Genomic DNA, 20,231 nt, shown 5'->3' with positions numbered 1-20,231 from the left:
GTCACTTGCTTGGCAAGGTTTTGATAAAATAAGTCGCTCAGCGTTTATTAAAAAGCGGTGAGGCGTTAATTGACTGAAAAAAGGGAATAACATGCAATTCGTAGATGAGTCGTCCATTCATGTAGAAGCAGGTCGTGGTGGAAACGGTGTGGCGAGCTTTCGTCGCGAAAAGTTCATTCCATTTGGTGGGCCTAACGGCGGAGATGGCGGAGATGGCGGCAGTGTCATTCTGCTGGCTGATCGTAATCTGAATACCTTGGTTGATTTTCGTTTTACCAAAAATTATAAAGCTCAGAACGGTCAAGCTGGTATGGGGCAACAAAAAACCGGTTGTGCCGGCGAGCCGTTGATTATTAAGGTGCCAGTGGGTACCAAGGTAAGAGATATTGATGCGGACGAAGTGATGGGCGATTTAACCGAACATGGTCAGGAATTGTTAGTCGCACAGGGTGGGCGTCATGGTCTAGGCAATATTCACTTTAAGAGTAGTCGTAACCGCACACCTCGTCAATGTACGACAGGAGAAGACGGTGATGAGCGTAACTTAATGTTGGAGCTTATCGTTCTCGCGGATGTCGGATTGTTAGGCATGCCTAATGCAGGTAAGTCGAGTTTGATTACAGCGGTCTCTGCGGCACGCCCAAAAGTTGCGAACTATCCTTTTACTACTTTATATCCTAACCTAGGGGTGGTCAGTGTCTCTCCTGAAACCAGTTTTGTCATGGCGGATATTCCTGGCATTATTGAAGGTGCTGCGGAAGGTGCTGGTTTAGGTTTGCAATTCTTAAAGCATCTTTCACGTACCGGTTTGTTATTACATGTGGTCGATATTGCACCGATGGATGAGACGGACCCTGCTGAAGAGATCCGTATTATTCAGAAAGAACTTGAAAAATACAGCGAAATTTTAGCCGGCAAAGAGCGTTGGTTGGTTTTGAATAAAACGGATCTGTTGTTGCCTGAAGAGACCAAGGAAGTCTGTGACCGCATTGTCGCCGAAGTGAATTGGCAAGGCCCTGTTTACCAAATCTCAGCCGTTATGCGTGACGGAACCACTAAATTGGTGAATGAAATCGCGTATGCCTTAGAGCAAAATCGTATGGAAATGACTGAAGAGGTTGAGCCTGTTCGTGCATCAGTGGACGCCGATTTCGACTTTTAAAGATTTTATTGAAATTATGAATTTAAATTTTAAGTTCTATATTTAACGCGTTTGGTTACAAAATGAATCGTGAAGAGTTAAAAAATACAAAACGTTGGGTCATCAAAATCGGCAGTGCCTTATTGACGGATGATGGTCAAGGCTTAAATAAAACGGCGCTGGCGCACTGGGTTGCCCAAATGGTCTTCCTTAAAAAGCAGGGTGTTGAGGTTGTTTTAGTCTCTTCAGGTTCGATTGCTGAAGGCATGAAACGCTTAGGTTGGACCTCTCGTCCTTCTGCTTTAAATGAACTACAGGCCGCCGCGTCGGTAGGTCAGATGGGTTTGATTCAAGCCTACGAATCCTTATTTGCTGAATTTGATATTCAGTCTGCTCAAATTTTAATGACGCATGATGATTTGTCTAATCGAAAGCGTTACTTAAATGTCAAAAATACTATTGAAACCCTTTTAGAATATGGCGTTGTACCGATCATTAATGAAAATGACGCGGTAGTGACAGATGAGATTTGTTTTGGTGACAATGATACCTTGGGGGCATTGACTGCGAATTTAATCTCCGCTGATGTGATGGTTATTTTGACAGACCAGGATGGTTTGTATAATGATAACCCTCGAGAAAACCCTAATGCCCAGCTTATTACAGAAGCACAAGTGAGTCGCAAAGATATTGAAGCGATGGCAAGTCCAGAGGGAGGGTCTCTAGGAAAAGGGGGGATGTATACCAAGGTCATGGCGGCTAAACGTGCAGCCCGTTCTGGAACGGCTACTTTGATTGCGTCTGGGCGGGAGCCCGATATCTTGTCTAAGTTGTTTCAAGGGGAACCATTTGGAACCTTATTGATTCCGGATTTAGAACCTTTAACAGCTCGTCAACAATGGCTAGCGGGCCACTTGCAAGTCAAGGGTACGTTGGTTCTGGACAGTGGTGCAGTAGAGATGGTTCGTTCCTCTGGTAAAAGTTTATTGCCAATCGGAGTCAAGTCTCAGTGTGGTTTGTTTCAGCGGGGCGAGATGGTCATTTGCTATGACGAATCCGGCCAGGAAGTGGGGCGTGGATTGATCAACTACGCGGCGAATGAATCTGCAAAATTACTGGGTAAACCAAGTAGTCAAATTGAATCTATTTTAGGGTATATAGACGCTGAATCACTTATTCATCGTGATAATCTGGTTTTGACCGATTAAGTGAGCTCTTTACGTTGATCGTAAATACTTTGCTTTATGCTCGGTGTACAACCCTATATTCCTAATAACCAGGCCTGATCATTCCCTATTTTTTTCTTACACTCTTGAATTCATTTCAACAACTCCCCATATTTAGTTGACAGACAGCCCTAGATGACTAAAATAATTAGCACTCTCAAGGATAGAGTGCTAAATTCATTTGTCTAATTGATTTAGTCTTAAAAAATACTGTTTCGGCTGTCATCGAAACAACCTTGAACCCCCATATTATTTAAACTTTAGGAGATACCTATGAACATCAAGCCATTACATGACCGTGTTGTTATTCGCCGCGTTGAAGAAGAAAAAGAATCTGCTGGTGGGATTCTTTTACCAGGTTCAGCTCAAGAGAAGCAGAATTTAGGTGAAGTACTTGCTGTTGGTCCAGGCAAGGCATCGGATGCAGGTACTATTATTCCTATGACGGTAAAAACCGGTGATAAGGTAATGTTTGCCCAGTATCAAGGTCAAGAGACTAAAGATGATAAAGGTGAAACTTTAACTATTTTGCGTGAAGATGACATCATCGCAATTATCGATTAAATAACAAAAGTACTCTGCACCCATTACTGATCTGGGCTGGTAGAGTGGTTATTAATAGAATTTTCAAGAATTTAAGGAAGCGAAAAAATGGCAAAAGACGTCAGATTTGGAATAGATGCACGTGAGAAAATGGTTGAAGGTATTAACGTTCTTGCAGATGCTGTAAAAGTTACACTTGGGCCTAAAGGGCGTAATGTTGTTTTAGAAAAATCATTTGGTGCGCCAACCGTCACAAAAGATGGTGTTTCGGTTGCACGCGAAATCGATTTAGAAGATAAGTTCATGAATATGGGCGCTCAGATGGTTAAAGAAGTGGCTTCTCAAACCAATGATGTAGCTGGAGATGGTACAACGACTGCGACTGTTCTTGCACAGTCTATTGTACGTGAAGGTATGAAAGCCGTTGCTGCGGGTATGAATCCAATGGATTTAAACCGTGGTATTCACAAGGCCGTAGAAGCAGTGGTGGCTGAAATTAAAGCCATGGCTCAGCCTTGTACAACTTCAGCAGCAATCGCTCAGGTAGGGACTATCTCTGCTAACTCTGACATAGCCATCGGTAAGATGATTGCAGATGCTATGGAGCGTGTAAGTACTGAAGGTGTTATCACAGTTGAAGAAGGTTCTTCACTGCAAGATGAGTTGGTTGTTGTAGAAGGGATGGAGTTTGATCGTGGTTATCTTTCTCCATACTTTGTGACAAACCAAGACAAAATGGTTGCTGAATTAGATGCACCTTATGTTTTGTTATATGACAAAAAAATCTCTAACATTCGTGAATTACTACCTACTTTGGAGACGGTTTCTAAAGCAGGTCGTCCATTATTGATTATTGCCGAAGACGTTGATGGTGAAGCACTAGCGACATTGGTTATCAATAATATGCGTGGCATCGTTAAGGTTGCAGCCGTTAAGGCGCCTGGTTTTGGTGAGCGTCGTAAAGCGATGTTGCAAGATATGGCGATTCTGACGGGTGGTACGGTTATTTCTGAAGAAGTGGGCCTTTCTCTTGATGCGATCACTTTAGATTTATTAGGTGAAGTTAAGACCGTTGTTGTTGGAAAAGATAATACTAAGCTGATTGATGGTGCTGGTGATAAAGCAGACATTGATGGTCGTTGTGCGCAAATTCGTTCGCAAGCAGAGACTACAACTTCTGAATATGACAAAGAGAAACTTCAAGAGCGTTTAGCGAAGCTTTCTGGTGGTGTGGCTGTCCTTAAGTTGGGTGCTGCGACTGAGATGGAAATGAAAGAGAAGAAGGATCGTGTTGACGATGCACTTCACGCGACTCGTGCAGCGGTTCAAGAAGGGATTGTTGCTGGTGGTGGTGTTGCTTTAGTTCGCGCTAAAGCGAATGTAAACGTTAAGGGTGATAACTCTGATCAAGATGTTGGTATTCAAATTGCACTACGTGCAATGGAAGAGCCAATGCGTCAGATTGCCGCTAACTGTGGTTTAGAAGGCTCTGTTATCGTCAATAAAGTTATGGAAGGTAAGGGGCATTTCGGCTTTGATGCTGCGAAAGAAATCTATTGCGATATGATTGAAGCAGGGATTATCGATCCCGCTAAAGTTACTCGTACAGCCCTTCAAAATGCAGCATCTGTTGCCGGTCTTGTCTTGACGACAGGTGCAGCGATTGCCGATCTTCCATCTAGAGATGGCGCGTCTGCAGATGCCCAGATGGGTGGCGGCGGAATGGGCGGCATGATGTAATTTTTGATTGAGAGGCTCATTTTCACGCGATCTTCTGCGTTGAGAATTTGCTTCCGATGCTCATGTGCCAGTAGCACACTGCGCTTCGGTTCAAATTCTCGCCTTGAAGCTAACGCAATACTGAACCTCTCAACCCAAAAATTTGCTTAGCGCTTATTTTTTGAAAGCCCGCTTAATGCGGGCTTTTTTGTGAATGGTGCTTTTGATTTATATCGTTTTATAATGTTGTCTTTAGAGTCCATACAAAGTGACCCGGCCGGGTCACTTTGTATGGTCTTTGATATTTAATCTTATTTGGAGTGATTTATGGTCAATTTTCCCATTTTGTACTCTTATCGGCGTTGCCCTTATGCCATGCGTGCACGGATGGCGATTATGGCTTCAGGTGTGCAAGTAGAGCAGCGTGAGATTGTTTTTTGGGACAAACCAGTTGAGATGTTAGCTGCTTCACCGAAAGGCACTGTACCGGTCTTGATTTTGCCGGATGGCCAGGTAATTGATGAGAGCTGTGACATTATGCTTTGGGCTTTGTCGCAAAGTGATAAGTTGAACTGGCTACCGTCGGAGAAGGAGAAAGCCTTTGCTGAAATGACCTCTTTGATTGATCTTTGCGATAATGAGTTCAAGACACATTTAGATCATTACAAATACGCGGAACGTTTTCCTGATGAGTTACCGGAAACTTATCGATTAAGAGGAGAGGACTTTTTACAAACACTCGAAGAGTTGCTGGCACACAGCTTTTCAGTGAGTAAGCTGTTGGCACTAAATGCTAAGAATATCAGTATGACAGATATAGCCCTGTTTCCTTTCGTCAGGCAGTTTGCACATGTCGATAAACATTGGTTTGAGCAGTCCATTTATCGTTATTTAAAGAGATGGTTAGAGCAGCATCTTGATGCAGAATATTTCACATCGATTATGAAAAACCGACCGGTTTGGCGGATTTCGCATGCACCGTTATGGGTGTCGGAATCTAGCCTGACAACACGAGATCAATTCTTGGCGAAAGCATTAGCTGAGGAATGGTCGCTCTGAATAAGCCTAAGCAGGAAGAGCACTGGCTTTGGGTTCTCCAAAATAATACCCTTGTGAGTAATCAATGCCAAGATCCGTCACAATATCGAAGATCACCTCTTCACTGACAAATTCAGCAATGGTTTTAATACCATTCTTTTTTGCAAAGGCGACAATAATTTCCACGACATTATAAACATGAGGATCTAGGTGAATATTCTTAATCATGCTGCCATCAATCTTTAAAAAATCGGGTTTAAGTTTAAGTAAAAACTCAAAGTTAGAGTACCCAGTACCAAAGTCATCCACGGCAATTTTACAGCCCTTCTCTTTGAGCCTACGTATGAAATGTTCAACCTCTTCAAAATTCTGAATACCTTCAGATTCAACAATTTCAAGGACTACGCGTTCTCCAATATTGTATTTATCTAACATTAGAATGAGGTATTCAACCACCTCATCATTGACGATGTCGTCAGCGGTGAGGTTAATAGATATCTGTTCGCTGCGATTTGCAAAATACCGAAAACTATTTTCAATCATGGTCTCGGTTATTTTGCTGTAGAGTCGAGCCTTTTTGGAAATTTCTAAAAAGAAGAAAGGCGAAATTATTTTATCTTTTTTGCCTTCTGTCGCCATTCTAACAAGCGCTTCATATTTCTCGACCTTTCGTGAAACATTATTGACGATGGGTTGATAGTAACTGAGAATACGTCCTTGCGCTAAGGCCTTTTTGACATGGCCAGTCCATAATAAGTTGTTTTTATACTCATCACTGGTTTTTAGTCTTTTGGAATATTTCAGGAAGTTTTTATTAAGTTTTTTTGCGGTATTATGGGCAATGTCTGCCTCGGTAAATAAATCCTTAATATTGGTAGAGATTCCAAGGGTCAAGTCAATTTCAGGGGTATAGTCATCAATAGTGAAAGGGTTGCTGTCTAGGAGAGTAGGCAGATTTTTAACTTTTTCGATAAAATCTTCTTCCGTTATTAATGCACCATTGGCGAGGACGGCAAATTCATCGCCTTGTAAGCGATAAACCTCATAGCCTTTTTCTTCAAAGTAATCAAAGATGCAATTACCGAGTTCGACAATGACTTTGTCACCCAGTTCATAACCATAAAAGTCATTAATCTCTTTAAATGAACGAATATCAATAATGGCTAAGTAGGCTTTCTCTAAGGGGGTAAAGTCATCCATCAATTTGAAACGGTTACCCAAACTGGTCAGGGTGTCGGTACTGAAAGCTTTACGCAGTTTTTTCTGACTCATTACCAGTTCTGTAACATCATCTCTTAAGGCTAAATATTCTATGATATTGCCATTTTCATCCATGATGGGGGCCACTGTGATGTTGGCATAGAAAGAGGAGCCATCCTTGCGTTTATTTTTGAATAAACCATGCCAGATATTGCCATGTGTAATGGTTCGCCATAGCTCCCTAAAGGTTGATTTCGGTGTGCTAGGGTGTCTAAGCATGTTATGTGGTTGGCCAATCAACTCTGTTTCAGAGTAGCCGGTTGCATCACATAGGGCTTGGTTAACGTAAGTGATGATACCCGTGGGGGTAGCTTTGGAAACAATGCTACCGGCATCGACCGCTTTCAAATACTCGGTATTGATTTTGTTAGACTTTTGTAAATTTTGAAGTAGGTGATTGATGTGTTTGATAAAACGATCCAGAGCTTTAGAGATGGTGCCAATTTCATCTTCGCGATGGTTTTTGAAAGAGTCCGCCTGTTTTAATTTGTCTAAATCATCAATAACCGTGTTTAAGTTAGCAATATGTGTAGAGAGTTTGGATATGGGCTGAACAATTGATTTATGTAATATCCATACAAGAAGCAGGATAATTAATAAATCGATAATCAACATGATTATGATTTGAAAGAGTAATGCCTGTTGGGCATGGTCAATAATATTATCGACATTTGCTAAAGAGTCCGCGACTAAAAACCAACCAATGCGTTTATTGCTAAAGTCAACTAGTGGGATACCTGTGAGGTATAGTCCCGCTTTAGTGATTGGCTTTTTATTTTCTAGTACACCAAAATCTTTATCGGTTAAAGACTGAATTATTTTCTGGTTAGTGTTTAGATTGCCATTTAATAGAACGTACTGGCTTCCCACCATGATAGGGCTATTGAAGTAATTGATCGTTTTGTCATAGGGACTCAATACAAGAGACTTTAATTGGTGCTCATGTTTGAGTTCACCGATGATGCTGTCAAAGCTTTGGATGAATTCTACCGAACCAATGATTTTTCCTTGGTATTTAATGGGGGATAGACCACGCAACAAAATCCCCGCGCGGCCTAGTTCAATGGTCGCGAATGGTTTCTGGGTTTTTTGCAGCTGATGAAGGGAATAACGGAAGGGGCTAAGATCATCTCCATTATTGTCTGGACGCCAGCTGCGTAAAAAACTATGAAGATCAAGGGTATGAAGATGGATTTTTATATTATGAAAATCCGTATAGGCGGTGTATTGCTCAAGAAGTTTATTCAATAGGATTTGTGCAGTAGGACGGTCTTTTTCAAAAAGAGCTTGTTGTATTTCACTGTTGTTGGCGATGGCAATGACGTTGGTAAGTGCTATTTGGTATTGTGTTTGCAATGCTTTTTTGGCGTAGTGTTGATAGGTGTCTTGAACTTCTAAATGCTTTTCCTGGGTGAGTTTCTGAATCGAGTGTACTGCATTCAGCGTGACGGTTACCAATCCAAGAATAAAGACAAAAATAATTGGGATATGAAGCTTATAACTCAGTTTAGTCTTAAATCTATGAAAGAGTGACACGATGCCTTTTACCCTAGAGATAGTAATGAATTAAATATCCTATCACCTTAAATAAAGTATGGATAGTAAGTTTATTCTATCGGTGTATTAATAGAGCTAAAGCCGCTCTATTCAGCATTTAGATTATGTTTCAGGTGTCCATTAATTCATCATTATGGAACAGCATCAAAAAATGTTCTTATGCCAAATCAAAAAGTTTTATTGAACCTGATTTGATGAAAATAATGAACCTAAAGAGTATAATCTAAAGATCTGGAGGGGAGTGTTGCCCATTAATTTTTCAAAGTATTTGTCAAAATTATGTGATTGATTTATTTTCCTGCTCATCTCGATTTCTGGTGAGGTTGATCGCCAACAAGCCTTGGCTGAGTGCAAAAAACAAAGAATTTGATTTGGGTGCTTAATCAATCAAACCAGTGCTTTATCGAAAATTTTCAAGTGGATTTTAACTAAAATAGAGAATCCATTAAGTGATTGCAAGCGTCGATAGGCCTTGTGACAGTATTGCTTTAAATCCAGTAATTATGATGACCCTTTTGAGGAATTATAGACACATGACAAACCAGAAAGTTCAAGTTGGGATCGTTGGCGGTACGGGTTACACCGGTGTCGAATTATTAAGATCCCTTGCTAACCACCCTTTTGCGGAAGTGACGATGATTACTTCTCGTAGTGAACAGGGTGTGGCTGTTGCAGATATGTATCCAAATTTGCGTGGCATCTATCGTTTGCAATTCTCCGTCCCTGATATTGAAAAGTTAAAAAACTGTGATCTTGTCTTTTTTGCAACGCCGCACGGAGTGGCAACAAGCATGGCATTTGAATTGATCGAGGCGGGCGTTAAAGTGATTGATTTGGCCGCTGACTTTCGAATAGAAGATTTGGCAGTATGGCAGAAGTGGTACGGGATTGAACCTGCAAGTGAGGCCCTAATGGCTGAAGCGGTCTATGGTTTGCCAGAGTACTATCGTGAAAAAATAAAACACGCTAAAGTGATCGCTAATCCAGGGTGTTATCCAACCAGTATTCTATTAGGTATTTTACCTTTATTAAAGGCGGATCTGGTTAAGGTTGATTCAATCATCGCAGATGGTAAGTCTGGTGTGAGTGGAGCCGGAAAAGGTGCAAGTGTGGCGATGTTGGGTGCCGAAATGAGTGAAAGTTTTAAGGCCTATGGTGTCAATGGTCATCGACATTTGCCTGAGATGCAAGAAAAAATGTCACTGTTAACAGGTCAGGAAGTTGGCTTAACCTTCGTACCGCATTTACTCCCAATGGTCCGAGGAATGGAATCAACGATCTATGCGACGCTCAAAATAGATAAAACCCAAGCAGAGTTACAAGCTCTGTATGAAGCCGCTTATGAAAATGAGCCTTTTGTCGATGTCATGCCAGCCGGTAGCTTACCTGAAACCCGAATGGTTAAAGGATCCAATATGTGTCGTATGGCAATTTATTGTCCCCCTGGCGGCAATATAGTGGTGATCACTTCAGTTATCGATAATCTTGTGAAAGGGGCGGCTGGACAAGCCATTCAAAATATGAACATTATGTTTAATCTGCCAGAAACCGCAGGCTTGAACCAAGTTGCACTACTGCCTTAAGAGTAATGAATATTTTCTTTACGCGAACTTGTTGCCTGAATGTATTCAGACAGGAGATATTGGCCGTTTTTTGTTATAATATTTATTTGGTCAACTAATACTCTGGTTAATAAGCCTGTAAAGGCTTGGACAGGGTAGAAAATAAAAAGGAATACGAGATGTCAGAAATTCCAACACCACTAGATTTTACAGAAGCTGCTGCGGTAAAAGTGCGCGGCTTGATTGAAGATGAACAAAATCCAGAGTTAAAATTGCGAGTGTATATCTCCGGTGGGGGTTGCTCTGGCTTTTCATACGGTTTTACATTTGATGAAACATTGAATGATGATGATACCGTTGTGACTAAAGATACGGTGACGCTGCTAGTAGATTCCATGAGTTTTCAGTACTTGGTCGGTTCTAAGATAGATTATCTTGAAGACCTGCAGGGCGCACGCTTTGTCATTGAAAACCCAAATGCGACGACCACTTGTGGTTGCGGTTCTTCTTTCAGTGTCTAATCGCTAAATACTCATTCCACTCATGGTTCAGATCTTCATATGATGCAATATATTCCAGGCTTAGCAGGCGTTCCGGCAACGGAATCAAAGATTTCTTTTATCGATGGGCAGAAAGGAATCTTGACGTATCGTGGTTACGATATTCAAGAGTTGGCTGAGCATTCTTCTTTTGAAGAAACCACTTTGCTACTGCTATTTGGAGAGTTACCAACGGCTGAAGAGCTGGCTAACTTTGATACAGAGCTCAGGAATAATCGTCGTGTCAAATATAATATACGCGAGATTATGAAGAATTTACCACCCACGACCCACCCTATGCATATGTTGCAAGTCGTGGTGGCCAGTTTGGCGAGTTTTTATCCTAGTACTGAGTATATGAAAGGGGCTACGGAGAACCAAGACTATATCAACTCGGTGACCGTGAAAATTATTGCGCATATGGGAACTCTCGTCGCCATGTGGGAGCATATGCGCAATGGGTATGACCCGATTCCACCTCGCAAAGATTTGAACTACGCTGAAAACTTTTTGTATATGGTGACAGGGGAAGAGCCCGATAAGGATTGGGCACGCCTGTTAGATGCCATTTTTATCTTGCATGCAGAACACACCATCAATGCCTCTACCTTCACGACCATGGTGACAGGTTCTACTCTGGCAAATCCGTGTTCAGTCATCTCTTCGGCAATCGCTTCTTTATCAGGACCACTACACGGTGGAGCTAATCAAAAAGTGATTGAGATGCTTGAAGAAATCGGTGCACCAGAAAATGCTCGTGCCTATATAGAAGATCGTTTGGCTAAAAATAGAGTGATCTGGGGTATGGGGCATCGTGAATATAAAACAAAAGACCCTCGCGCTTCTATTTTACAGAAGCTTTCTTCTAGCCTATTGGAAGGTAAGTCTGATAAGTTAAGCATGGCTTTTCAAACCGCATTAGAGGTTGAAAAGGTTTGTGAGGAGTTATTAGGCCATAAAGGGGTTTACCCAAATGTCGATTTTTATTCCGGGATTTTATACAAAGAGATGGGGTTCGATGTAGGAATTTTTACACCTATCTTTGCAGTAGCACGTTCGGCAGGTTGGATGGCCCACTGGCGCGAGCAGTTGCAAAACAATAAGATTTTTAGACCGACTCAAATCTATTCAGGTTCAGGTGATCTTTGTTATTTGCCTGTTGAATTGAGGGGCGCTCGGAAAGACCCTAAAAAAACTAAATAAGCGTTAAGCACCGTTTTAAACCTTAAAAAGCCCTACTGGATACTATCCAATAGGGCTTTTTTTATAGCTTTAATTACACTCTAATGGGATTACATCTGGCTTGGTATTTAGGAGGTTGCGTTGCTTGTCCTATGCAATTAAGCGCAGACAAAAATAATACGCCCTAGGGTAACCAGAGTCCGCCGAGAACAGCATCTCGTTTTGCCCCTGTAACAGCAGACAAGGGGATGGTATTTAAAGCCATTCGTTGTTGAGCTAACCAAGCACACATCATGGCTTCGATGGCATTAGGGTCGATTTGCTTGGCTGCAGAGCTTTGTACATGGTAGTGAGGCAGCTGGTTTTGTAATCGTGAAATTAAGTGTTGATTCTGCGCTCCACCACCGACAATCCAAACAGGTATTTTTAAAGTGGATTCAATTGGAAGATGTTCCATTGTTACTTTTTTAATTTCCATCGCAATGCTGTGGGCTGTCAGCTCACATAAGGTGCTTAATAGAGTTTGTTTAACAATGGTTGTACCTAAGTTTTGTTCATGCTGGTGTACTGTTTCTTCAAGCCAACTTTCATTGAAGGTTTCTCTACCAGTACTTTTAGGGTGAGTCTTCAAAAAATAGGGGTGAGAAAGCAAGAGGGTTAATAGTTCACTGTCGACTTTACCTTGTTTTGCCAACTCGCCATTTTCATCAAAAGCCTTGTCAAAGAACTGCTGACAAATGTCATCCATCAGCGCATTACCCGGTCCGGTATCATAACCAAGAGGTGGCTGATTAGGAGTGCGGTTGCCAGGTAAAAAGCTTATGTTAGCAATGCCGCCAATGTTAACCACAAAACAGGCCTGGTCATCTGTAAACAAAACCTGATGAAAGGCCGGTGCAAAAGGTGCACCTTGACCTCCTAAAGCCATATCATCCACTCTAAAATCCGCAACAGTCTGTATGCCGGTAGTTTTGGCTACAAACGCCGGATGACCTATTTGTACACTCATGGGAATGTGAGGCGCATGGTAAATAGTTTGTCCATGACTACCAATTGCATGGATATCGCTTGCTTGCAAACGATTCTTTGTCATGAGCATCTGTGCCGCTTGTGAAAATTGTAAGGCAATGTCAAAGGAGAGTTGGCTGAACTGCTCGAGAGAGAGGTGGGGTGAATCATTCAGCGCTAGCAGTGATTTTTTTAGTGCTTTTGGTAGAGAGGGGCTGATAAAATCGATTAATTGAATTTTATCGGACTTGAACTCCACTAAGGCGGCATCTACACCATCGGCACTGGTCCCAGACATGAGGCCGATATATAGGCTTGATGCAGGCATTTATTCAAAGTTCCGTGCTAAATAGGTGCTGCTGTCTAAGCGGTCAAGTTGTGAAAGCAATAAATGTGACCGCTTTTTAAATGCGACACGGTATTTTTTATCAATGGGCCCTGCTGCGGGGAACTTCACCTTTAGAGGGTCAACATGTTTGCCGTGAATGCGGAACTCATAATGTAAATGTGGGCCTGTCGCCAGGCCTGACATACCCATGTATCCGATCGTTTGTCCTTGTGAAACATAACTGCCTTTTTTGAATTTTCCATACTTGGAAAGGTGGCCATAAAGGGTCATGTATTTTCCAGCATGCTGAACCTTAATGTGTCGTCCGTAACCGGGCCCCCAACCTTCATAAATGATTTTGCCACTGCCTGTGACGTGGATGGGTGTGCCAATCGGCCCACCATAATCGACGCCCCGGTGTGAGCGCCATTTTTTAAGAATAGGGTGAAAACGCCTTGGCGTAAATTTGGAGGTAATGCGGACATAATCAACTGGGCTACGTAAAAAAGCCTTTTTAAGGTTTTTACCTTTTTCGTCGTAGTAACCTATGACGTTTTTATTATCCCGCATGATAAACGCATTATGTGCATTGTTGCCGTTCTCTGTGATAATTTGGGCGGCTAAAATGTCACCATCTCCAATATATTTATTACCAAGATACTTCGCTTCATAGATAACTTTAAAGACATCGCCATCACGTAACTCTCGGGCAAAATCAATGTCCCATGCAAATAAATCGGCTAGGTTCATAATGCTGCGCGCGCTTAAACCCGCATTTTGCGCGGCAATATAAAAAGAACCATTGATTGTGCCGTAGGCCGTTTCAGTCCGAATCTCGACTTGGGCTTTATTTTCTTGAATCTGGTAACCTGTTGACGTTTTAACCAGTTCATAAGTTGTGAGTTGTGATTTTGGATAAAGAATCTTTTGTAAATTTTGATCTTTATCGACCCAAATTTCTAATTCATCACCCACATTAAGATTGGTCAGTAGATTACTGTTTTGTAAACGACCAATTTCATAGGTTGTCGCCGGTGAAATATTCAAACTGCCCAGGGCCGTACTTAATGACTCGTTTTTACGGATCATTATTTTATGCTCTTGCCATTGTGGCGTTTTTTCAATCTCAGAAACGGAGCCAGAGAAAGAGTGTGCCGGAAGCTTTGGAAGAGGCAAGATAGTCCGCTCAGAAAGGACATCAGCCTTGCAGTTGAATATTGCCAGTAGAAGTGTCGCTGTAACAGTAAGCTGAAGAAGTTTTTGGTTTGGCCAGTGTCTCATGAGTCTATGTCAGTTTTTTGTTTAGTTTTACGGGGGTTAGAACGTTTTGGTGGTCCATAATTATTTTCATTATACTCAAAAATAGATTCAAAAAGGCGAATGATACACTTTGAATGAAAGCCATAAGTATACATAAGTATAGGGGTAGTTTTGTCATTGAGAATAGATAATAATCGGTTAGAAAGTCTGCTAAGTCTCTATGCTTTGGGTTTAATTTTAATGAATATTCGGCAGCCGTCGTCAGTAGTAATGACATGAACTAATGTGTGCTTGTTGACGCGTGTCCAGCTTGAGATATCTTTTTCAGCCCCGGGATCCGTACACTCAATTGATATTAATTCACCTGGCAGACTTTGGCGAACCTGTTGTTGCAGTTTAATCACAGGCATAGGGCATTTTAGGCCTCTAGCATCGACGATGTGATGAGCGATAAGTTGTGAGTCATTTTGATTCATTATGCGGTCTTCTTTCTTCTATTTGAGCTAAGTAACTCTCTTAAAATCACAATAAAATACGGTATAATTGTCGGTATTTTGTAACAGATTTTACATCCATTACTCTCGGGTCTCAAATTTAGAAGTGTTTTTATTCTAAACGTAGCAGGCTTTGGTTTAATTGGGCTAATGATAAGGCTAAGAGGTTCGGACCGTGTCGGCAAAAGCAGCAACAGATATTCGTACATTTCAGGGGTTGATTCAAACCCTACAAGCATTTTGGGCAGAGCAAGGTTGTGTGGTGATGCAACCCTATGATAATGAAATGGGTGCAGGTACATTTCATCCTTCAACTTTCCTAAAATCCATTGGTCCAGAGCCTTGGAGAGCAGCCTATGTGCAGCCTTGTCGTCGCCCAACTGATGGTCGTTATGGAGAAAACCCTAACCGTTTACAGCACTACTACCAGTTTCAAGTGATGCTTAAGCCGTCGCCAGACAATATCCAAGAGTTATACCTCGAGTCTTTGAAAGCGATGGGTGTCAATCCGCTTGAGCATGATATTCGTTTTGTTGAAGATAACTGGGAGTCTCCAACCCTAGGCGCTTGGGGGCTAGGTTGGGAAGTATGGATGAACGGCATGGAAGTGACGCAGTTCACCTATTTTCAACAAGTCGGCGGGTTAGAGTGTCGACCGGTTACCGGCGAAATTACCTATGGTCTGGAACGTATCGCCATGTACCTCCAAGGGGTTGAAAGTGTGTATGACTTAACCTGGGTCAATGGCCCGGAAGGTAAAGTGACCTATGGCGATGTTTTTCATCAAAACGAAGTTGAAATGTCGACTTATAATTTTGAAAAAGCCGACACGGCCATTTTATTCAGAACCTTTGATGAGTGTGAGCAAATTTTTGGCAAGTTAGTCGAAGATAAATTGCCATTGCCTGCTTATGAACAAGTCTTGAAAGCCTCGCATGCTTTCAATATGTTGGATGCGCGCCACGCCATCAGCGTGACAGAACGAGCGCGTTACATTGGTCGTGTTAGAACCATGGCGAAGAAAATTGCCACAGCCTATTATGAGGGCCGTGAAGCGCTTGGTTTCCCTTTGGTCAAAAAACTGGTTAATGAACACTCTAAAAAGGGGGCGAAATAATGACAACGAATACAGAAGCATTTTTGGTTGAAATTGGAACCGAAGAGTTACCGCCGAAAGCCCTCAAAAAATTAAGTGAAGCATTTGCATCCGGTATTGAAGCAGGCCTGGTTGACGCTGAATTAACCTATGGTGAAGTCAAAGTGTATGCCGCACCACGTCGTTTAGCGGTCTTTATTGAAGATTTGCAAACGGTACAACAGGATAAAATTGTAGAACGTAAAGGACCTGCCAAAAAAGCTGGGTTTGATGCCGATGGTCATGCGACTAAAGCATTGCAAGGCTTTGCGCGTGGCTGTGGTGCAACGGTAGAAGAGTTAATTGAGATCGAAACCGATAAAGGTACTTGGATGGCCTATAACCTTGCACTAAAAGGTCAGACTGCTGAAGCTTTATTGCCTGAAATCGTCAACCAATCCTTAGCGAAGTTACCGATTCCAAAACGGATGCGTTGGGGAAGTTCGGAGATAGAATTTGTCCGACCTGTGCATTGGGTCTTGATGTTATTGGGCCGAAATGTGGTGCCAGCAACCATTTTAGGCCATCAATCCTCAAACACGACCAAAGGACATCGATTCCATGCTCCGGTTGAATTAGTGATTGAACATCCGTCCGAGTATGCTCAAACCTTAATGTCAAAAGGGTATGTTATGGCTGATTTCGCAGAGCGGACTGAAAGGGTACGTCAACAAGTTATCGCTGTGGCAGAGCAAGCGGGTGGCCGAGCGGTGATTGATCCCGAATTGCTTGAAGAAGTTAGTGCGTTAAATGAATGGCCAAATGCCATTGCCGGTGATTTTGATGAAACTTTTTTAACTGTACCTTCTGAAGCGTTGATTTCAGCGATGGCTGGCCACCAAAAGTATTTTCATATGTTGGACAGTGACAATCAGTTAATGGCGAAGTTTATTACCGTCAGCAATATTGAAAGCATCAACCCGGCATCCGTTAAATCTGGTAACGAGCGTGTTATCCGTCCACGTCTTGCCGATGCGAAGTTTTTCTGGGATCAAGATCGTAAAAATCCATTAGATGATTTCTTACCAAGATTGAAAACAGTTGTGTTCCAAAAGCAGCTAGGCACTTTGTTTGACAAGGTAGAGCGTTTGGAAGCCTTAACGGTCAAAATCGGAAAGCCTTTAGGGGTTAAACCTGAAATTTGCGAGCGTGCTGCGCGTTTATCAAAGTGCGATTTAATGAGTAATATGGTCGATGAGTTTCCTGACCTTCAGGGAGTGATGGGACGTTATTATGCCACAGAGCAAGGCGAGGACGCTGCTGTCGCAGAGGCGATTGATGCACAATATCAACCGCGTTTTGCAGGAGATGATTTACCAAGATCTGCCGTGGCGCAAGCATTAGCGATTGCAGATAAACTGGATACCATCACTGGAATCTTCGGTATTGGTCAAGTCCCGACGGGTGATAAAGATCCGTTTGCTTTGCGTCGTGCGGCTTTAGGCTTGTTACGTATTATGATTGAAAAGCAGCTCGACTTAGATTTACGTCTACTGATTAAGCTAAGCCTAGGTTTGCATGAATCGGTTACCATTACCGAGTCTTTAGTCGATGAAATTTATGATTTTATTATGGGTCGTTTACGCGCCTATTATGCGGACAAAGGCATCAGTGCGGAGCAGTTTGAAGCGGTTCGAGTTTGTCGTCCTGCACATCCCATTGATTTCTCGAAACGGATTGAAGCGGTTAAGCAGTTCAGTCAAATGGATTCAGCTGCAAGCTTAAGTGCAGCCAATAAACGTATCAGTAATATTTTGAAAAAGGTTGAGGGCAGCTTGCCGGATGCGGTAAATGTTGATTTGTTTGAAGTCGACGCTGAAAAAGTGTTATGGACTGCATTAGATGCTTTGCGTGAGACCGTCAGTGTGCAGATCGCTGGACGTGATTACACGGCTGCGATTGCTGAGCTAGCCACGATTCGAGAAGCAGTAGATAGCTTCTTTGATGATGTGATGGTTATGTCTGATAATCTTGACGTTCGTCAGAATCGTTTGGCCTTATTGAACCAAATTTATCAGTTGTTTTTACAGGTTGCAGATGTGTCTAGGTTATAACTGTCTGTTGAAGAGTGGATAGTTTTAGACGACAAATTCCCGCCGTTGCGGGAATTTGTGTATATGTGAGATAGAAAGCATGCAAAATATTATTGTATTGGATCGTGATGGAGTGATTAATGAAGACTCCGATGCTTACATTAAATCGGCCGATGAGTGGTTGCCGGTAGCCGGCAGTATTGAAGCGATTCAACGTTTGAAGGCCGCCGGTTGGCTAGTGGCGATTGCCACCAACCAGTCAGGCATTCAGCGTGGCTATTATTCACGGCAAATCCTCAGTGAAATGCATCAAAAGTTACAAAATCTAGTCGGCGGTTCGGGTGTAGACTGGATCAGCTACTCTCCTTATCTTACAAAGGATAACTCGCCCTCACGTAAACCCGGTACGGGTATGTTGACCGCAATTGAGCAACGGTTTGATCTGTCGCTTATGGGGTGTATTTTGGTCGGTGATACACTGGCAGACGTAAAGGTAGCACTCGCGAAACAGATGCGGCCTATTTTAGTCAAGAGTGGCAAAGGTCAACGTACTTTGGCAAGCCAGGATGCTATTTTGGATAATGTCGCAGTCTATGAAAACTTACAAGCCGTTGTGGAGGCGCTTTTAAAATGAAATTTATTTGGTTCTTACGTTCGGTTCTTTTCGCTTTGGGGCAGGGTATCACATTAATTTTATTTTCGGTCTTGGGTCAGTTAACCAGACCCTTTTCCTTTAAAGCTCGCTATCAATTCATGCATTATTGGGCCCGTTTTTGTCTGCTTTGGTTACGCTGGACATGTGGCGTGTCTTATGTGGTACATGGAAAGGAATACATTAACCCTGAACGAGCTGGCTTAATCCTTGCTAGACATGAATCAGCTTGGGAGACCCTGGCTTTTCAGGAGATATTCCCTATACAAGCCTATGTGCTAAAAAGAGAATTACTCAAGATTCCTTTTTTTGGTTGGGGTATGGCGTTATTAAACCCAATTGCAATTGATCGTGGAGCGGGCCGAAAAGCCTTGAACCAACTGGTGACGGAAGGGACAGAACGATTGGTCCGAGGTGATTGGGTGGTGCTTTTTCCAGAAGGCACGCGTATGCCACCTGGAAAGTTAGGCAAAATTAACATTGGTGGTGCTATGTTAGCCATCAAAGCCAAAGCGCCTGTTTATGTCGTGACGCATAATGCCGGAGAGTTTTGGCCGAAAAACAGTTTTATAAAACGTCCTGGTGTCGTACAGGTTTATATTAATCCGCCTTTAGACGTGGCAGAAATGTCGGCATCAGAAGTCAATCAGAAGATAGAAAATTGGTTAGTTACTCACTTAGAGCATAAAAACGGGTGAGGAGACTAATTAACTAGGAAACAAATGAGTAAACTTGCCACCATCCTGGGATTGATTATAGGTTCCGTCATTCTAATATTGAGCATGATCGACTATCAGCAGGGTCAATTTATCAGTGCATTTTTGAACTGGCAAGGATTGGCATTAGTGTTGGGGGGGACGTTTGCCGCTATTTTTATCAATTACCCACTTAACCAGGTCGGCTGTATTTTCAGAGGTTTCTCAAAAGTATTCACTTCGGAACCCGCCACCCATAGTGATATCATTGAAACCTTGGTTCGTCTTAGTCATCTTTCTAAACAAAAAGGTTTACTTGGGATTGAAAACGAAATTGATTCAATTGAAGATAATTTTTTTAGATTTTCACTCACTGAGATGCTCTCTTATCAGGATAGAGATGTCCTCAAGCAAAGTTTAGAGAATCGCGTTATTAACATGCGCTTACGTCACCTAAGTTGCCAAGAGGTCTATAGTAATATGGCTTCTTACGCACCTGCATTTGGCATGATGGGGACGGTGATGGGCTTGATTATCATGATGACAACACAGGTGGCTGGGGCGAGTTCGCCTTACGATAATGGTGCTTCTCAAGATATGTTAGGCAGTCTTTTAAACGGTATGGGTCTGGCTTTGGTGACGACTTTTTATGGTGTGCTGTTTTCCACCTTTTTATTTATGCCGATTGCCGGTAAGTTGAAAGTGTTGTCTGAGGCTGAAGTACTACGTAATGAAATTATTATTCATGGAGTGCTTGCTCTTAAAAAATCAGAATCCACCCTATTGATGAAAGAGCAATTAATGGCCTATGTGAATAAGAAAACCAAACTCAAACTAGAGTCTCTTCGATAATTTAAGG

Annotated in this window: 17 protein-coding genes; 13 read left to right on the top strand and 4 right to left on the bottom strand. The window is 42.3% G+C overall.

The window, feature by feature from the left end:
• The first annotated feature begins 91 nt into the window (after positions 1 to 91).
• From cgtA to F612_RS0107010, 5 genes are all read left to right on the top strand, one after another.
• Positions 92 to 1,162, top strand: a complete 1,071-nt coding sequence (gene cgtA, locus F612_RS0107030; RefSeq protein WP_019557055.1) for an Obg family GTPase CgtA — start codon at positions 92 to 94, stop codon at positions 1,160 to 1,162.
• Between the two features lie 62 nt (positions 1,163 to 1,224).
• Positions 1,225 to 2,349, top strand: a complete 1,125-nt coding sequence (proB, locus tag F612_RS0107025; protein WP_019557054.1) for a glutamate 5-kinase — start codon at positions 1,225 to 1,227, stop codon at positions 2,347 to 2,349.
• Positions 2,350 to 2,640: 291 nt separating this feature from the next.
• Entirely contained in the window at positions 2,641 to 2,931 is a 291-nt protein-coding gene (locus F612_RS0107020; RefSeq protein WP_019557053.1) for a co-chaperone GroES, read from the top strand.
• Positions 2,932 to 3,018: 87 nt separating this feature from the next.
• The gene (gene groL / locus F612_RS0107015; RefSeq protein WP_019557052.1) at positions 3,019 to 4,650 is read left to right on the top strand and encodes a chaperonin GroEL; all 1,632 of its coding nucleotides are present in this window, start codon (positions 3,019 to 3,021) and stop codon (positions 4,648 to 4,650) included.
• 306 nt (positions 4,651 to 4,956) lie between these two features.
• Entirely contained in the window at positions 4,957 to 5,688 is a 732-nt protein-coding gene (locus F612_RS0107010) for a glutathione S-transferase (protein ID WP_019557051.1), read from the top strand.
• 6 nt (positions 5,689 to 5,694) lie between these two features.
• Here the strand turns inward: F612_RS0107010 and F612_RS12965 are convergent, their stop codons facing one another.
• Complete coding sequence (locus F612_RS12965; protein WP_019557050.1) at positions 5,695 to 8,463, bottom strand: EAL domain-containing protein; 2,769 nt, start codon at positions 8,461 to 8,463, stop codon at positions 5,695 to 5,697.
• A gap of 554 nt (positions 8,464 to 9,017) precedes the next feature.
• Between F612_RS12965 and argC the strand changes: the two genes are divergently transcribed.
• The 3 genes from argC (at position 9,018) to F612_RS0106990 (ending at position 11,788) form a co-directional block, all read left to right on the top strand.
• A complete protein-coding gene (gene argC, locus F612_RS0107000) occupies positions 9,018 to 10,067 on the top strand; it encodes an N-acetyl-gamma-glutamyl-phosphate reductase (RefSeq protein WP_019557049.1) in 1,050 nt (349 codons plus the stop codon).
• Between the two features lie 158 nt (positions 10,068 to 10,225).
• Positions 10,226 to 10,567, top strand: coding sequence for an iron-sulfur cluster insertion protein ErpA (gene erpA / locus F612_RS0106995; protein WP_019557048.1), 342 nt, complete (start codon positions 10,226 to 10,228; stop codon positions 10,565 to 10,567).
• 42 nt (positions 10,568 to 10,609) lie between these two features.
• Positions 10,610 to 11,788, top strand: coding sequence for a citrate synthase (locus F612_RS0106990; protein WP_083917336.1), 1,179 nt, complete (start codon positions 10,610 to 10,612; stop codon positions 11,786 to 11,788).
• 163 nt (positions 11,789 to 11,951) lie between these two features.
• On the opposite strand, the gene F612_RS0106985 is transcribed toward F612_RS0106990, so the two are convergent.
• From F612_RS0106985 to F612_RS0106975, 3 genes are all read right to left on the bottom strand, one after another.
• Positions 11,952 to 13,103 carry an anhydro-N-acetylmuramic acid kinase gene (locus F612_RS0106985; protein WP_019557046.1) on the bottom strand — a complete coding sequence of 384 codons (1,152 nt, stop codon included), beginning with the start codon at positions 13,101 to 13,103 and terminating at the stop codon, positions 11,952 to 11,954.
• A complete protein-coding gene (locus tag F612_RS0106980; RefSeq protein WP_157760469.1) occupies positions 13,104 to 14,384 on the bottom strand; it encodes a M23 family metallopeptidase in 1,281 nt (426 codons plus the stop codon). It lies immediately after the preceding gene.
• Positions 14,385 to 14,581: 197 nt separating this feature from the next.
• Positions 14,582 to 14,839: a sulfurtransferase TusA family protein gene (locus tag F612_RS0106975; RefSeq protein WP_019557044.1), complete on the bottom strand. Its 258-nt coding sequence runs from the start codon at positions 14,837 to 14,839 to the stop codon at positions 14,582 to 14,584.
• A gap of 193 nt (positions 14,840 to 15,032) precedes the next feature.
• Between F612_RS0106975 and glyQ the strand changes: the two genes are divergently transcribed.
• The 5 genes from glyQ (at position 15,033) to F612_RS0106950 (ending at position 20,224) form a co-directional block, all read left to right on the top strand.
• Entirely contained in the window at positions 15,033 to 15,974 is a 942-nt protein-coding gene (gene glyQ, locus F612_RS0106970; protein WP_019557043.1) for a glycine--tRNA ligase subunit alpha, read from the top strand.
• Entirely contained in the window at positions 15,974 to 18,046 is a 2,073-nt protein-coding gene (gene glyS, locus F612_RS0106965) for a glycine--tRNA ligase subunit beta (protein ID WP_019557042.1), read from the top strand. Before glyQ ends, glyS begins: the two co-directional genes overlap by 1 nt.
• 79 nt (positions 18,047 to 18,125) lie before the next feature.
• Complete coding sequence (locus F612_RS0106960; RefSeq protein WP_019557041.1) at positions 18,126 to 18,659, top strand: D-glycero-alpha-D-manno-heptose-1,7-bisphosphate 7-phosphatase; 534 nt, start codon at positions 18,126 to 18,128, stop codon at positions 18,657 to 18,659.
• On the top strand, positions 18,656 to 19,375 hold the full coding sequence (locus F612_RS0106955; RefSeq protein WP_019557040.1) for a lysophospholipid acyltransferase family protein: 720 nt from the start codon (positions 18,656 to 18,658) through the stop codon (positions 19,373 to 19,375). Before F612_RS0106960 ends, F612_RS0106955 begins: the two co-directional genes overlap by 4 nt.
• A gap of 24 nt (positions 19,376 to 19,399) precedes the next feature.
• Entirely contained in the window at positions 19,400 to 20,224 is an 825-nt protein-coding gene (locus tag F612_RS0106950; protein WP_019557039.1) for a motility protein A, read from the top strand.
• Positions 20,225 to 20,231 lie beyond the last annotated feature (7 nt).

It is taken from the genome of Thiomicrorhabdus arctica DSM 13458 (assembly GCF_000381085.1).
GTDB classification, from domain to species: domain Bacteria; phylum Pseudomonadota; class Gammaproteobacteria; order Thiomicrospirales; family Thiomicrospiraceae; genus Thiomicrorhabdus; species Thiomicrorhabdus arctica.
The sequence above is the reverse complement of the archived record's forward strand: the minus strand, read 5'-3'. Positions and strand labels throughout refer to the sequence as shown.

Bases quoted from the DNA above. Each gene is read 5' to 3' on its own strand.
- proB (WP_019557054.1), top strand. From the start codon at position 1,225: ATGAATCGTGAAGAGTTAAAAAATACAAAACGTTGGGTCATCAAAATC.
- argC (WP_019557049.1), top strand. From the start codon at position 9,018: ATGACAAACCAGAAAGTTCAAGTTGGGATCGTTGGCGGTACGGGTTAC.
- F612_RS0106950 (WP_019557039.1), top strand. From the start codon at position 19,400: ATGAGTAAACTTGCCACCATCCTGGGATTGATTATAGGTTCCGTCATT.
- F612_RS0106980 (WP_157760469.1), bottom strand. From the start codon at position 14,384: ATGAGACACTGGCCAAACCAAAAACTTCTTCAGCTTACTGTTACAGCG.
- glyS (WP_019557042.1), top strand. From the start codon at position 15,974: ATGACAACGAATACAGAAGCATTTTTGGTTGAAATTGGAACCGAAGAG.
- F612_RS0107020 (WP_019557053.1), top strand. From the start codon at position 2,641: ATGAACATCAAGCCATTACATGACCGTGTTGTTATTCGCCGCGTTGAA.
- F612_RS0106955 (WP_019557040.1), top strand. From the start codon at position 18,656: ATGAAATTTATTTGGTTCTTACGTTCGGTTCTTTTCGCTTTGGGGCAG.
- F612_RS0106985 (WP_019557046.1), bottom strand. From the start codon at position 13,103: ATGCCTGCATCAAGCCTATATATCGGCCTCATGTCTGGGACCAGTGCC.
- F612_RS0106960 (WP_019557041.1), top strand. From the start codon at position 18,126: ATGCAAAATATTATTGTATTGGATCGTGATGGAGTGATTAATGAAGAC.
- cgtA (WP_019557055.1), top strand. From the start codon at position 92: ATGCAATTCGTAGATGAGTCGTCCATTCATGTAGAAGCAGGTCGTGGT.
- F612_RS0106990 (WP_083917336.1), top strand. From the start codon at position 10,610: ATGCAATATATTCCAGGCTTAGCAGGCGTTCCGGCAACGGAATCAAAG.
- F612_RS0106975 (WP_019557044.1), bottom strand. From the start codon at position 14,839: ATGAATCAAAATGACTCACAACTTATCGCTCATCACATCGTCGATGCT.
- erpA (WP_019557048.1), top strand. From the start codon at position 10,226: ATGTCAGAAATTCCAACACCACTAGATTTTACAGAAGCTGCTGCGGTA.
- F612_RS0107010 (WP_019557051.1), top strand. From the start codon at position 4,957: ATGGTCAATTTTCCCATTTTGTACTCTTATCGGCGTTGCCCTTATGCC.
- groL (WP_019557052.1), top strand. From the start codon at position 3,019: ATGGCAAAAGACGTCAGATTTGGAATAGATGCACGTGAGAAAATGGTT.